Source organism: Alteromonas sp. 5NS40-0096 (assembly GCF_057544385.1).
This window is the reverse complement of record NZ_BAAJLQ010000001.1, coordinates 966,909-982,887: the sequence shown is the minus strand read 5'-3', so window position 1 is coordinate 982,887 and position 15,979 is coordinate 966,909. Positions and strand designations below refer to the sequence as shown.

Below are 15,979 nucleotides of genomic sequence, written 5' to 3'. Positions count from 1 at the left end.
TCAATATTTTGAAAATATACACTAAGTCTTTTTACTCATCTTTTTTAAAGCGTGAATGGCTTGCGATTCTTGCTTTATCCCTTTGTCTCTGGGTATCTGCGGCGGACGCCGTTCCTGTTGTTAAAAACCCCGCATTCAAAGTGCTTTCTACCAATGATGGCCTGCAGCAGGATCACGTAACGGCACTGCTCATTGATTCCGATGGCTTTTTGTGGATTGGTTCACAAGGAGGTCTCGACCGCTGGGATGGCCATCGTATTGCTCCAGTTAAAGGCGAAAATGTCCCCTTTGAAGATGAAGCGATAGAGGCCTTACTGGAAGACAGTAACGGCAATATATGGGTGAGCTCTTATCTGAGTGGTGTTACGAGAATAGATCGAAAAACATCTACGTATCACGCCGTTGCACAATTACCCTATCGCCATTCATCAGATTGGAACCAAAGCGCCCGTAATTTCTTTGAGTATCAAGACAGTATCATCATGTCTTTTTACGAAGACGTGGTGCGTTATTATCCAAAATCAAATAGTTATGAAAAGCTGTATTCATTGACAGAAGAACAGCTAGAGAGAGTCGAAAGTATTCGGTTCGCAGTTGCTCATAAAGAGGTATTGTTGGTTGGTAGCACGCATGGTCTTACGGCTGTCAATTTATCGACAGGAGAAATTCAATATATTGAGTTTCTAGACGGTATGCCAGCAGATAAAGACAGCAATAACGTCAAGCAACTTCTCATTGACGAATTTGGGTACCTTTGGATTGGAACCGTCAGAGGTCTATATCGTACTGAATTTGAAGACATCGTTAATGCTAGTTGGCAACAGTCGATCACGGTTTCCAGCCAAGCAATGCTCAAAGACAGGAATATTTGGAGTATCGCCAATGCTTATCAAGGCAAGTTTTACTTTGGTACTGAAGAGGGCTTGTATCAAATTTCTTTACTGGATAATGAGCAATGGACCGAAATTCACCTGTTAGAACCTGGAGCGGGGCCAGTTGCTTTATCGAGAGCTGATACTTTTTCCGTTGTTATTGATGAAAGTGAGAACCTTTGGTTTGGCAGTTATTACGGCGGCGCCCACTTTTGGTCGCCTCAAACGCTGAATTTCTCTCATATACAAAATTCCCGCTGGGATGAAGATAAGCCTCTCAGTGATAACTCAATTTGGTCTTTCCATCAACGCAATGAGAGAGAGCTGTGGGTGGCGACAGAGAATGGTCTAACGCTTTATGACCTCGATACTGGAGCAAGTGAGTTTTATCTTCAAGAGAACAGCCGCTATTTATACAAGGAAAAAGCAACGATCAGCAAAATGGTGCCTTTGGATGATAAGTACTTGTATTTGGAAACCTACGAAAGCAACGTCATTTTGTTCGATATGGATTCCAAACAAACATTGATACCTGAAGTTGTTACCCCAGGTTACGAATCGGTATTTGATTCGTGGACAATTGGTATCGGCGTTGATGATGAAGGCCGTTTGTATTTTATAGGCGATGAGTTTCTCCGATACGACTTTACCACTAAATCTATTGAAGCAATCACGCTACCTGAAGACGTACATGTCGACTTTGCATTGGGCTTTCTTGGTCAAGAGCCAGCGCTTAACAACCGAATGTTGCTCTCTACCTATGGAGCATTGTACGCCATAGATACGGATACCTTAGAGGTCGAAAAAGTCTCCGCTGCCATAGGCAACTTGAGCTCTAAAAATGCAGCCGTGTCTGATTGGGTGGTTAGCAATGGTATTTTGTGGTTAGCGTCGCCAGGGCTTGGGCTTACTGGGTTGGACGTAAATACTTTTGAGCAACGTTACTTTATTGATAAATCAAACTTGCTTATCTCCAATATATTGTATGGTTTGAATCTAGATGAAAACGGCAATATCTGGTTCAGTTCACACAGTGGTATTCACGTGTTTTCGCCCGAAAGAAAGGCCGTTAAACACTATCGCTATGGAACGGATTTGGGCGTATCCGAATTTAACGAAAACGCCAGTGCCAAGTTAAGTGATGGACGAATCGTCTATGGCTCAACGCTTGGTATGGTGATTTTCAACCCCGAAGAGCTTTCTAAACAATGGCTAGGTGTCACCGCGGTTACCAAGCCTATGGTTATCACCAATGTATCGCTTGAATCCCGGCAACTACCCAATACCTTGAATAACGCATCACAACGTCATTACACGTTGAATCACGATGACTACGGCCTGACGATTGAATTTTCTCCAATGCTTATCGATATATCTGAACAAACGGTGTTCCGATATTCTCTAAGTCGCAACGGCGAAGTTGTCAGCCAAGCTGAAACCAAAGATCCCAAGGTCAATTTTGGACTATTGAGCGCCGGCGAATATCGATTTGAGGTTGTACCCTCTACCCAAAGCGTCAAATACACAATATTGCCGGCCTATATCACGATAGAAAAGCCGTATCCTCCGCTGCAATCACCTATCGCCTATGCCGCATACGGCCTAGTGATTGTAGGCTTAGTGGTTGCCTATTTTTGGTTGCGTCATACCCAATTGTTAAATCTCGAGAATGCACAGCGACAGGTGAAAGTATTTGGTGACGCGTTTAAACAGACTCGTGATTGGGTAATCATTATTGATATTGACCGTCGACCTTTGGCGTCAAATGAAGCGTTTGACCTTGCATTTGGTATCAACGGTAACGACCCGCTCAATACACAGATTCAGCGTTTAATAAGTCGTTCGCCGCGTCTAGAAAGACAACTTTTTAGTCATCTTCACGGTTTGAAAGGCGGCGATTTTTGGAAAGATGAGGACACAGTCACGACCTTGTCTGGCCAAGAAAGAGACGTATTGATTTCAATATCGGCGATAGGGGAGACCGGCCATTTACCCATGCATTATTTGGTCATCTTTTCCGATATCACTGAACAAAAAAATGCAGAGCGCAAGCTTATCAAGATTGCCAACTACGACGCGTTAACAGGTTTGGTTAATCGCAGTCTACTATTGGACCGCCTTGAGCATGCTATTCAAAATGCGCGAATTCACGATACCAAACTCGCAGTGTTGTTTGTCGACCTCGATAGGTTCAAAGGCGTCAATGATTCGCTTGGCCATGATTATGGTGACAAATTACTTCGTGTCGTAGCTAACCGCATGACGAATATGGTGTCTGGCAACGATACCGTGGCGCGTTTAGGTGGAGATGAGTTTGTTATCATAATCGAAGAAGTCCCGTCCCCAGAAACCCTTGGGTCTTTCCTCAAAAGTTTGATTGAATCCATAGAAACACCGGTGGCCTTAGGTAAAGATGTGGTAAGTGTGTCTTGTAGTATTGGCGTAGCCTACTACCCAGATGATGCTGAGAGCCCAGCTGAACTGATCAAGCAGGCGGATGTGGCGATGTATTCGGCCAAAAAGGATACGGTGACGGCGTTTGCGTATTTTACGGCCGAAATGAACACGCAAGCCAAAGCGCGCTTACACATGGAAAATATCGTGAAAAAAGCGTACACCGACAACGAATTCATTAACCATTATCAGCCGATTATCAATGCGGCGACGGGAAATATGGATGGCGTAGAACTTTTGCTTCGCCACGGCGCAGACAACCCACTTTCACCCGTTCAATTTATCCCTATTTTGGAAGAGTTGCGCTACATCATTGACGTTACCCATATGTCTATTGGTCGCACGATAGAGGATTTGGCTAAATGGTACCAAGATGGTTTTAAGGGGTATGTCTCTATTAATTTGTCAGCGTTACATTTTAAAGAAGGACTCGACATTGAAGGAATCCAAGACGCCTTGGTCCAAGCCAACTTGCCTGTAAGCGCGTTGCGATTTGAATTGACCGAGAGTGTGTTGATAGATAACCCGACGAAAGTGTCAGCCCAAATCTTGGAAATGAATCAAGCGGGGTTCTGGCTGGCATTGGACGATTTCGGTACGGGGTATTCTTCACTGTCGTATTTGAAGCGATACTCACTACAAGTGCTGAAAATCGATAAGTCATTCGTTGACGACATGACTAACTCCAAGCGAGCAGAAGCCCTGTTGTCCACTACGATTAATCTTGCAGCCAGTTTGAATATGTCAGCGATTGCCGAAGGGGTAGAAACGGCGCAGCAGGCCGAACATTTGATTGAGTTGGGCTGTCACCTCCACCAAGGCTATTATTACGCTAAACCCATGACCGCGACAGATATCGCAATGGCACTTCCCAAAAAGTGGAATTAGTCTTTTGTGCACTTGTTCCACCATTTTTTACCTAATTGATTGAAATTCAGTCGATTTCTTGCGGTATAGCCTTGTTTTTACTACTGTTATTCACATCACACTACTAAAGTTGTATCTATAAGAAAATTTAATTGTTCAAGGTTGACGGGCGTTGGCGGCTAGATCCCGGTGATATCAGCGCACTAGCTATTGCCATTTGATCAAATTGTCTAGATATTATGTAGGTGTGAACATATTGTTAAAATAATGACGACAAACGTCGCAACATGGTGAAGCTTCTATGCCTCTAGATTCCTCTGTACCCGATACACAACAAATGATTAAGTCTCCGCTAGCCATGCTTTACGATTGGGAAAAAAATAGGCCCAATCAGGAATACCTTATTCAACCGATCAATGGCCAATACCACGCCTACACGTGGTCAGAGGTGGCCAATCAAGCGCGAAAAGTGGCAGCTCGCCTGTTAGACATGGGGTTAGCGCCTGGTAGTCGCATTGCTACCTTGTCCAAAAATACCGCGGAATGGTTTATTACCGATTTAGGTATCATGATGGCGGGTATGGTGTCGGTACCAATTTTCTCAACGGCCGGTAAAGACACGATTCAGTACGTGTTAGAGCACGCTGAAGTCAAACTGATTTTTATTGGAAAACTCGACGATACAGAAAACCAAGCTAACGCGGTACCAGACAGTGTTATGACAGTCGCTTTTCCGTACCCCGGTATTCCGGCACAACAACAATGGGCAGAGTTTTTGGATATTGCACCACTCGAAGGCGAGCCGATTCCTGACATGGATAGTATGATGACCATCATCTATACGTCGGGAAGTACGGGCAAACCAAAAGGCGTGGTACATACCTATCGAACCATTTGTTGGGCAGCTCAGAACTCGAGAAAAGCGCTATCGGTCAACGACACCGACCGCATTATGAGTTACTTACCGTTAGCGCATATTACAGAACGCGTGTTAGTCGAATTGGCGAGCTTTTACACTGGCGTAAAAATTTCATTTGTTGAATCCTTGGATACGTTTGTTCGCGACGTGCAAAATCTCCAACCGACACTGTTCATTTCAGTGCCGCGTCTTTGGGTCAAATTCCAGATGGGTGTACTGGCAAAAATGCCACAGAAAAAGCTCGACAAGCTTTTGCGTATTCCGATTCTCAATAAAATTGTGGCAAGAAAAATTCGCGCTGGCTTGGGGTTAGATAAGGCTAGGTTGTGGGCGAGTGGTTCGGCACCATTGGCTCCAGCGGTTATTGAGTGGTTCCACAAAATCGGCGTTGATATCTCTGAAGGGTGGGGAATGACTGAGAACAGTGCCTATGGTACGGGTAGTGTGCCATTCAGGACGGATAAAATTGGATGTATCGGAAGCGCCTATGATGGTGTGGATATCCGTTTGTCAGAGGAAGGCGAAATTCAAGTTAAAGCGCCTTGCAATATGATTGAGTATTACATGGAGCCTGAGAAAACCGCAGAAGTTTTCACTGAGGACGGTTACTTAAGAACAGGTGATAAAGGCAAAATTGATGACGAGGGCTACATCAAGATCACGGGACGATTGAAGGACATCTTCAAAACGTCAAAAGGTAAATATGTTGTGCCTGCGCCAATTGAAGCGGATTTCATGGAAAATCCAATTGTTGAGCAAGTCTGTGTAACAGGTACCAATCTGCCTCAGCCTATTGCATTACTTGTCTTATCTGAAGAGGCGAAAAAAGCCCCTGCCGATGAGATAGACGCAAGCTTGCTGTCTACTTTTGAGAAGATCAACGCTGGATTAGAAAGCCATATGGTGATGGATCGAGTCGTGGTAATGTCCTCAGAATGGACTATCGACAATGATTTGTTGACACCAACACTAAAAGTGAAGCGACATGTGTTGGAGGAGCGTTTCCAAGAATTGATTCAAACAGGATACAAAGAAAAGCTCGTCAGAGTGGATATTTAATAAAAAAGCCGGCTGTTCGCCGGCTTTTTTATCTGTGATTTTCTAGTTAACCCGGATAGCGGGCGCTTAGGCCACTGTATATCCCATCGGCATAACTTGGGTCATTGATATCTAGCGTATTGAGTACTTCAACAAGGTGCTCATTGTCTTCTTGTCCACCCCATACTTTGATGTAGCTGCCGTCTTTGTAGCCATTGTCCTGACGGAAGAAGTTGAGTACATTTTTACCAACGTACTGACGATACAACTCATTGCTGTCCATTTCACATTGCACCACAATATGCATAAACAAAGGTACGCTAAAGCGTTTCGCCGCGCATAAACCTGCCATGAGTTCTAGGTTATCTAACAGTGACATCTCGTCAGGCGCATAGCTTGTGCCATCAAACGTTACACTGAGTGCATCAGACGCTAATTCACCAGTAATCTCTTTCGCTGATGCTTCAATGTCACCGTTGAATTCAATCAGTATATGGGATAAAGCGAAATGCCAAATATCCACCAACTCCATTTGCAATTGGGGGAGGTCTTTTTCTTGCGCTTTCCACCACTTCCAACCGTGGTGTTCTATTGCTTCAACAGACTCAACCATAGCAGCACGCAAGTAGCCATACCCAGCAGTTAGCCATTGTGGGTTCACTTTTGTATTCATTTTATCCTGTAGTCCAAGCATATTGGCTAATTGAGTTTGTGTAAGCATGTGTTTTCCTATTAGTCACCAATGGATATTGTAACTTTGCCATCAAAGATACGAAAGCCCCAAAATGGCGCATTTTGCGCTGAGCATTGCACCACAAGTCGACCATGAAAATTGAAGACTTGTAATCGAATTTAGTTAAGTTGTTGATATTTATAGTTATAATAGTTGGCACTGAAGCTGCAATACTGTTTTGTGTTATCTGAGCTGTTAAACGATTTTACAGCGGCTGGTGCCAGGCAACGCCAGTTTTCGCTTCGTTTGATTAGCCCGTAACCTTACCCATACAGGTTTTTCGTGTCCTGAGGCCTGTATGGGTTTTTTTAATTAAAACATCTGCTTGCATGGGCGATGTAATACCGTAACATGATGGTGGAATGTTAATAATTACGCCACGCCATTGATCACTTTATATCCTTCAAACAAACTTGAACACCTGAGCGTCTTACTCGACGCGGTTTTGGCTCAACAGCCGGTCGGTATCTTTGAACCTGACATTATCTTGGTAGAAAGTCCGGGTATGCAGCATTGGGTGAGTATGCAGCTTGCTCAGCAGCGCAAAATAGCGATGAATCTGTCTTTTCCTTTGCCTGTTAGGTTTATGTGGAATACTGCGCGATTGGTATTGGGCGAGGATGTCGTACCACAACAATCACCTTATCGGCGAGAGGTGCTAGTTTGGCGAATTGAGAAGGTGTTAGATTCTTCTGGGTTTCAAGCGACTCGAGCGTTTGAGTTATTGCGTCGTTATTGGCAAGGGATAGACCAACCCGAAGGTCAAAAGGTACAACGTTTACAGCTTTCTACGGCCCTAGCTGATGTTTACGAACAATACTTGCTCTATCGCCCTGAATGGCTCGCTTTGTGGGAAGCGGGTCAAGTTGTCAGTGAACTTGATGAATTAGAGTGTTGGCAGGCTGAGATTTGGCGCGAGCTTGTCAATGAATTTCCATTGCACCCAGCTCGATTGCACCAACTTGCGATCGAAGAGCTAAACCAAGGTGACAAAGCCCATTTATTGCCTAAACGTATTATTGTATTTGCCATCAATACCATGGCGCCACAGTTAATACAGTTTCTCAATGCGTTAGCGCAGCACACGCAAATTCATCTTTTCCATTTGAATCCAAGTGTGAATTATTGGGGCGATGTCCAAACCGATAAGGCCAGAGCAAAAGCTTTGCGTGAAGCAGGCATTTCTCGATGGATGGAAAAGCAACAAGACAATCCGCTGTTAGGCAATTTAGGTCAACAAGGGCGTGATCTGTTTAACCTGCTCACCGAATTGGACACCTTTGAAATCAGCGCTTTTGATACCGACTTGCCCCAAGACACTGAGTCATTGGGCAATGAACTAGCGGCAATACAGCGAGATATCTTGCAAGGCCAATACCCGAGCCCCGTCGAAGCTTCGGTTGAACGATCGAATGTCGTTGTGGCAAAAGGGCATACTGCACTGCGTGAAATTCAAGGCTTACACGATTACTTAATCGAAATCATGAGCCAAAACCCAGATATTCAACCACAGGATGTGGTGGTAATGTGCCCTGCGATTGAAGACTATGCCCCTGTTATCGATGCGGTGTTTCAACGAGTAGGTACACCTATACTACAGAGCAGTGATATGCGGCTGCCGTGTTCTATTGCCGACCGAACCCCTCTCGATTCCGAACCCATGATAGCCGCTTTTGTCAGCTTACTTTCCCTACCTGATAGTCGCTTCGAAGTCAGTAAGATCATCGATTACCTGCGTTTACCTGGTCTACAGAGCAAGTTTGGTTTGCAAGATGATGATCTAGAAAACATTACCTACTGGTTAAATAAAGCCAACGTGCATTGGGGATTAAATGGCCGCCATAAATCTGCGGTGACAAAAGGTGCCAGCACGCAAGACATACACAGTTGGTTTTGGGGGTTGCAGCGTTTGCTTGTCGGCATGGCCTGTGCAGATGAAGCTCAGATTGTCGGTGATGTACTGACATTGCCCGATGTTGAAGGCAATCAAGTGTATGTTCTTGGTCAACTCATTGATTTAATCGAACGTTTGGGTAGCTATGCCAGTGAATTGGACCAACCGCGCAGTGCGGCTCAGTGGCACGAGTACTTACTGGGTATGCGCGACGAATGTTTTGAGCCGACTTCTGAAAATCAGTACGCGTGGGATGCAATTTCGAAAGCGACGTCAGATTTGGCGATGCATATTGACGAAGCGACCTATGAACAACCACTTGGTTTGCGACAAATACGAGAGGTTTTAACACGCCGTTTCTCAATGCCAGATGCGGGTAACAATTTTATGACAGGGCAGGTTACCTTTTGCTCGATGTTACCCATGCGCAGTATCCCTTTTAAAGTCGTAGCGGTACTAGGGCTAAATGATGGTGAGTTCCCAAGGCAATCGACGCCATTGAGCATTGATTTAATGGCACAAATGCCAAGAAAGCTGGGAGACCGTTCACGGCGCTTAGAAGACCGTTACTTGTTTCTAGAAGCCTTGATTTCTGCTCGACGTTGTTTGTATTTAAGTTATCAAGCGAATAGTGCGAAAGACAATACCGAACGCCAAGCCAGCTTGGTGCTTCAGGAATTAGAAGCCCTGATGCAGGAGGGCTACCAATGGCCCAACCAAGCGTACCAACGCCAACTGGCATTGCATCCATTCAGCCGTGACGCTTATATGGGTGATCTGGCAAGCTTTAATAAAGGGTGGTTCAAACTGGCTAACCATCTACTTAGCCCCGAGAGTCGTGCTGCCATGTCCTCCGTGAGGTTGGAGGAGCCGGTTTTAGCTCCGAGTTACACGGCATCGGCGGTTGGGCGCGCACTGGCAAACCCCCTTGCGTTTTTCGCCAAAACGCAATTGGGTATCGACTTAGATTTCTCAGAGGAAGAGTTACAAGATAACGAGCCTTTTGTTGCTGATAATTTAAGCCGATATCAGGTGCTTGATGCGTTGGTTAGCCATCCTGAACAATGGTCGACAGAAATATCTCACGCTTTAATGGCAGGGCAACTCCCCGACACACCCTTGACACCAAAAGTGTTAGAAGCGTGGCAAAACGCCGCTGGGGACCTATTGAGTGAGGGCGAGTTTGATACACTCAACCACCAACGAGTTGTGTGGCAAGGTGATAAGCTCGCGTTTGAAACTGATGTTTATGCCCACGAGTCGACCAACCGAACGGTGCATGTAGGCAGTCAAGGCGCTAAGCGAATGATCGAGCAATGGCTATCACATTTGATTTGCTGTGCCGCAAATGACGCCGTTGGGGGTAAAGCCTTTGAGTGTTATTACCCCAAGTGGAAGCAAGGGGTCCACGAGTTGCGAAAAGTCAGTGTTGCACCCATGTCGCGAGAAGAGGCAGTTTCTCAATTAGCAAATGTTGAACAAGCATTGATTGCGGCCAGTGAACAACCTCGTCTTTTTTATGCCGACATTGGCCTTCAACTAGTCAAAACCGGTGAAAAGCTAGAAGGAGATTGGTTGTCGGAACCTGCTTTTACCAGTATGTGGCGTAATGCGGTAGCTGAAAAAGCCCAAACAGACCCTTACTGGCAGTGGTTTTTCGCTAATCCACCTGCGCTAGAACCTTCGGCTGTGAACGAGTTTGTCGGCTTGTATGGACCTGTGGCTAAGCAGTTAAAGGATAGAAAACAATGACAGTGAAAACATTGGATGTTGTTGCGCTGCCACTTCAAGGTCGGCACTTAATAGAAGCGAGCGCTGGTACGGGTAAGACCTTCAACATCACGCGCTTATACTTGCGTTTGCTGCTGGAAAAGGCATTGACCGTTCAACAAATTTTGGTCATGACATTTACCAATGCGGCTACGCAAGAAATTCGAGGCCGAATTGCGCAGTCTTTGCGAGAAGCCCAAGGCATATGGCAAAAATTAGCCAAGGGTGAAAACATTGATGATCTCGATGTGTTTTACCGCGATCTTTATCAGCGTTGCCCTGGAGAGCAACACCTAGCACTTATCGAAGCGGCATTGCTCGAACTTGATGATGCCTCGGTATTTACCATTCATGGGTTTTGTAACCGCGTACTTAGTTTATTGTCTTTTAGTACCGGGGCGCCAATGAATTTGTCCCTTGCCACTGAAACCTCTGACTTGTATGAGCAGGCGGCGATGGACTGGGTACGTTTACAAAGCCATGATGACAATGCCTATTTACATCTTTGTGAAATGGGGTGGCATGACCCTCTGGTATTGCTCAATACCTTTGGCGCAGCGATACGCAGTGGTATTACGCCGACGGTGCTCAACGAGGACGATATCAGCGCTGATAGCCAGTCGGCGATGGCGTTGCTAGAACAACATTATCTGCCACTGAAACAGCAAATTGTCGATAGTTTGTTCGTTCACAAAACAATGCTGTTCGATGTATTAGTTAACCCGCAAAAAGGCACCAAAAGAGACGAGCGCGAGAGCGAGTGGAACCAGTTAGTTGCGTGGTTGGAATGCGCTCAATTGACCATGCCTCCCAAAGCAGTAGGCATGTTTATTAACGGTAATCGCTATCGCGGTAACACTGAAATCAAAACCATTTTCGAACCGCTTAAAACGTTAAAAAGTGCCATTGAAAATGAGGTGAAAAGCCATGACGAGATGACGGCGAAACGCAAGCAAATGCTTCCGGCGCTTGAGCTTGTCAAACAGGGTGTCGAGTTTATTCGCGATCATGTGGCGGCGCATAAGCAACAGCTTGGCGTATTGGATTTTGATGATTTGATAGCTCAATTGCACGAAAAATTGCAGAGCGATGACGGCAGTTTAACTAACCAACTCCGACAACTTTATCCAGTGGCGATGGTTGATGAGTTTCAAGATACTGACAAAGCGCAATACGAAATTTTAGCGGCACTTTATCCTCCTTCGCGCAGTAAACATGTATTGTTAATGATTGGCGACCCTAAGCAGGCGATTTACGGATTCAGGGGAGGGGATATTTTCACGTATCTGACCGCCGGTCGGCAGGCTCAATATCACTGGGTAATGGATACGAATTGGCGTTCAGTGGATACGATGGTCAACGCGTACAATCGGCTCTTTTTTGGAGCACCATTGGACGCAGTGTCGGCAGACACTTTTGGCTACGGGATTGGTTATGAGCCCGTCAACTCAACGCCTCACGCCAAAGCGGCGCAAACGCCTTTAATGGATGAAGCGTCAAACCGAAGCGCTTTGACCTACTTAGTTTTTGAGCCACAAGACGATAAACCGACGAAAGAGTCGCTTCAACAAGCTTTGTGTAAGGGGTTATGCGATGAAATAACAAGGCTGTTAAACGATGCGACAATAGGCACAAGAGCAGTAATACCCTCTGATATCGCGATCTTAGTACGCAGTGGTGGTGAAGCTAATATTGTAAAACGGGCGCTCAAGGAAGTCGGCTTAGATGCGGTGTTTTTTAGCGACAAAGGCAGTCTGTTTGCATCGGCACAAGCCCTTGATGTATTGCGGGTGCTCAATGGCATTTGGCATGGTTCAGATGTGCGAAAAGTCGCCAGTGCACTGCGCTCGCCGTTGTTCGGCTACAGCCACGAACAGCTGGTAGATATGCTGCATTTCGACAACGACGAAATGTGGGAAATGACCCTTGCTAAATTGCAATCGTTGCGGGCAATCTGGACCGAGCAAGGGGTAATGAGTTTGTTGATGTATTTGCTCCAGACTCACTACGTGGCGAACGAAAGCGATCCCGAACGGGCATTAACTAACTATCTACATTTGGCTGAAGTGCTGCAGCATTCGAGCAACGGCTTTCCTCAACCCGAGCAGCTCATTGTTTGGTTGAACAAACAAATTAGTCGGCCTGACTCGGCAGATACCTTGGTGCAACGTTTAGAAAGCGATGCACAACTGATTCAGATTATTACGCAGCATGGCTCTAAAGGCTTGGAATATCCCATTGTTTTCGTGCCATTTGCTTCAGACTATCGCGATCCCGCAAGAGCAGGGCAAGCCCTGGATACGGTTTGCCGTTTTTACGATGCCAGTGAGCAGAGTATTGTATTGCAGCTTGGTAATAGCCACCATGCCGTCAACGAAATGCAAGCGCAAGGCGATGCAGAAGCCATGCGTCTGTTATACGTTGCGGTAACCCGAGCGGCTCACCGATGCTATTTGGGGGTGGCACCGTTTAAACAATACGAGCGCTCTTCTGTTGCAATGGCAGTGGGATTAAAGGGAAGGAGCTGGCGTGAAGCGATAGACGAAGTAGTAACGGAACAACCTGATGCCACGGCCTATTTGGATGTAGCTGATATCGAATCGAAAGCACTTGATGATTGCACTGAAGTACTGGATAAATTGATTCACCGGCAAGGTGAAGTCGATATTGACAACGACTGGCGATTGTATTCGTTTTCCGCGTTGGCGAGACACACGGCTTCGATTAAACAGGATGTACGAGACGAAGAATACACCCCAACCACAATTGTTGTCGAAAATGAGGGCGAAGAGACACAGTTTCGATTCGAATTTGAAAAAGGCGCAAATGCAGGGAATTTGCTTCATGATATGCTAGAACACACGGACTTTAGCCAGCCTAACTGGGAGGTTGATGGACAAGGTGCAATGTTGCGGTTTGGAATGGACGACGATGATAAAAATGCACTATTCGCATGGCTTGACGAAACACTCGATACGCCGATGAAACTTGAACATAGCGCAGAAGTTCGATTAGCAGATTTAACTGCCAATCAGGTGTTAAAGGAAGCGGAATTCTATTTTCCTATGCGCAATACCTTGTGGGGGAAAGTGGCGAATCTTTTACAGCAACACCGCAGAGATCTCAGTGAATTCGCAAAACCGCTGACGGTGCCTTGGCTGGACCACGGTCGCTTGAAAGGAATGATGCATGGCTTCATTGATTTGATTTTCGAGCACAATGGTAAGTACTACGTCGCTGATTATAAATCAACGCATCTTGGCTCCAAGTTCTCCGACTATTCGATGACCAATCTGATTCACAACAATCAGGCGCATTTATACGATCTACAGTATTTGATATATGCTCTGGCGCTTCACCGCTTTTTGCGAGCCAAAATGGCAGACTACCAACCTGAATTGCACTTTGGTGGTATCGCTTATCTTTATTTGCGCGGTATGTCACCCATTAACACTGCTAATGAAGGCGTGTTTTTTACGCCTATTGCTCCCGAGCTGTTAACGGCAATGGATCAGTTGTTTGATGATGAGGATATTCCGGCATGAGTTGGTCAACTTGGCAGCATTGTCGACAGCAATTATCCGGCGTAGAAGCTATCGACTATTATTTTGCAAGAGAATTTACTGGGCAAGTGGTGTTGGCAGATGAAGCGCGAAAACAGCTTTGGTTTGAGTGTTTAGTTGTACTTTCATATCTACAAAGACAAGGGCATACGTGCCTTGATGTGACACAAATTGCTAACTCACACTTGTTCGTTGATGAAACGGCTGACCAATCGGGTTTAACTATGCCAACCGCTGAGCTTATCGAGTCGGTGCTCATGCAGGGAATGGCCAGTTTACCGCGGCATTCAGGATTGGTATACGAATCGCCCCGGTTGTTTACGGAGCGTTATTGGCGTTTTGAACAAGATATTGCCACATCGCTGCTCAACAGAGCGACGACACAGGGGCTCAGTGCTGCCCAGACATCAGCCGTCAAAGCAATTTGGCCACAGATGTTTGACTGTTCTGCGGCGTCAACCGCAGATTGGCAACAAGTCGCGACGGCCTTAAGTTTGGTACAAGGTTTAAGTATCATAAATGGCGGGCCCGGTACGGGTAAAACCTACACAGTTACCCGTATTTTGCTTGCTCAAATTTGTGCGTTGGGCACAGAGATCAAGATTCAATTGGCAGCGCCCACAGGCAAGGCTGCACAGCGTATGACAGAATCCATCCAAGGGGCGCTCTCACAGTTTGAGGCATCAAACTTGATATCACCCTTGTTGAGCAGTGTGCCCACAGAAGCGCAAACTCTGCATCGATTGTTAGGCATACCGCGCCACGGTATTCATACCAAAGCCAATGCGTCTCAGCCGTTGCCCTGCGATCTACTGATTGTTGATGAAGCGTCAATGATTGATACCGCGATGTTAACCCGGCTACTCAGAGGATTACGGCCAGAGGCCAAACTCATTCTGCTTGGTGATGCCGACCAACTGCCTTCTGTCGAGTCGGGGAGTATTTTGGCTGATATTGTCGAAGGAGATGGGCATCGTTACAGCGACTTGGCTCGTGATACGCTGGCGTCACTATGCCCACATTTGCCCGCGATAGACGATGACAGTCGTGGCAGAGAGCGCTTATTCCACACAACGCTGCAAAAAAGTCGACGATTCAGTGGCCAGTTAGGCCAAGCGGCCACTGCAATTAAGCGAGGCGACATTGACGCGCTGAGAATGGCGAGTGACATCGCTATAGGGGCCAGCAGTGTTGCGCCATCTGAAGGGGTGGTATATCAAACAGTAGCACCGGATAACGAATATATTCGGGCCGCGGCACGCACGTGGTTTAGTGGCGTCAGCTCGGCAACGAGCCCACAACAGGCCCTTTCATTGTTGTCTGAGCGCCGGTGGTTGGCTGCTACGCGTCGTGGCATCACGGGAGTGGAATCGCTCAATAACCTTGTTGAAGCTAGCCTTGGCGTCAGTCCAACGGCGGCAGGGCATTACCCAGGTCGCCCCATCATGGTGACGGAAAACTTCTACCCGCAGCGTTTATTCAACGGTGATATTGGTATTGTTTGGCCGGATGAGCAGGGCAAGTTGACTGCATGGTTTGAACAAGGGGATGGACAATTACGCGCAGTTAGCTTGTCCAGATTGCCTCGCGTTGAGACGGTATTTGCGATGACAGTACACAAATCGCAGGGCTCTGAATTCGGTCATGTGTTGCTGTTTTTACCCGTTGCTCCCAGTCATTCTCAGCGACAGCTTTGTACTCGAGAACTGTTGTATACAGGGCTGACGCGAGCCAAGAAAGGCTGTGTTCTGGTTGGGGAAAACAGCGAATTGTCTCACATGCTAAGTCGTCGAGTCGAACGTCAGACAGGATTGACCCAAAGGTTGTTACAGGGACTTACCGCCGAACCTTCATAAACGATAAGTCCGT

General features: G+C 46.4%; 6 protein-coding genes. 5 read left to right on the top strand and 1 reads right to left on the bottom strand.

Annotated elements, in window-relative coordinates:
* Window positions 1-8 precede the first annotated feature (8 nt).
* Together AC27G9_RS04480 and AC27G9_RS04475 are read left to right on the top strand one after the other, a co-directional pair.
* Window positions 9-4,214: an EAL domain-containing protein gene (locus AC27G9_RS04480; RefSeq protein ID WP_487071445.1), complete on the top strand. Its 4,206-nt coding sequence runs from the start codon at window positions 9-11 to the stop codon at window positions 4,212-4,214.
* Between the two features lie 280 nt (window positions 4,215-4,494).
* On the top strand, window positions 4,495-6,171 hold the full coding sequence (locus AC27G9_RS04475) for an AMP-binding protein (protein WP_487071443.1): 1,677 nt from the start codon (window positions 4,495-4,497) through the stop codon (window positions 6,169-6,171).
* Between the two features lie 46 nt (window positions 6,172-6,217).
* Here the strand turns inward: AC27G9_RS04475 and AC27G9_RS04470 are convergent, their stop codons facing one another.
* Complete coding sequence (locus tag AC27G9_RS04470; RefSeq protein ID WP_487071441.1) at window positions 6,218-6,871, bottom strand: dUTP diphosphatase; 654 nt, start codon at window positions 6,869-6,871, stop codon at window positions 6,218-6,220.
* A 397-nt stretch (window positions 6,872-7,268) separates the two neighbouring features.
* Here AC27G9_RS04470 and recC point away from each other — a divergent pair, with 397 nt between their 5' ends.
* Genes recC through recD form a run of 3 tightly spaced genes read left to right on the top strand, consistent with a single transcriptional unit; the run spans window position 7,269 to window position 15,966 of the window.
* The gene (gene recC / locus AC27G9_RS04465) at window positions 7,269-10,529 is read left to right on the top strand and encodes an exodeoxyribonuclease V subunit gamma (RefSeq protein ID WP_487071439.1); all 3,261 of its coding nucleotides are present in this window, start codon (window positions 7,269-7,271) and stop codon (window positions 10,527-10,529) included.
* The gene (gene recB / locus AC27G9_RS04460; RefSeq protein ID WP_487071437.1) at window positions 10,526-14,092 is read left to right on the top strand and encodes an exodeoxyribonuclease V subunit beta; all 3,567 of its coding nucleotides are present in this window, start codon (window positions 10,526-10,528) and stop codon (window positions 14,090-14,092) included. Before recC ends, recB begins: the two co-directional genes overlap by 4 nt.
* Window positions 14,089-15,966 (top strand): exodeoxyribonuclease V subunit alpha, encoded by a 1,878-nt coding sequence (recD, locus tag AC27G9_RS04455; protein WP_487071435.1) that lies wholly within the window; start codon window positions 14,089-14,091, stop codon window positions 15,964-15,966. The genes recB and recD overlap by 4 nt, the downstream gene beginning before the upstream one ends.
* Window positions 15,967-15,979: the final 13 nt, after the last annotated feature.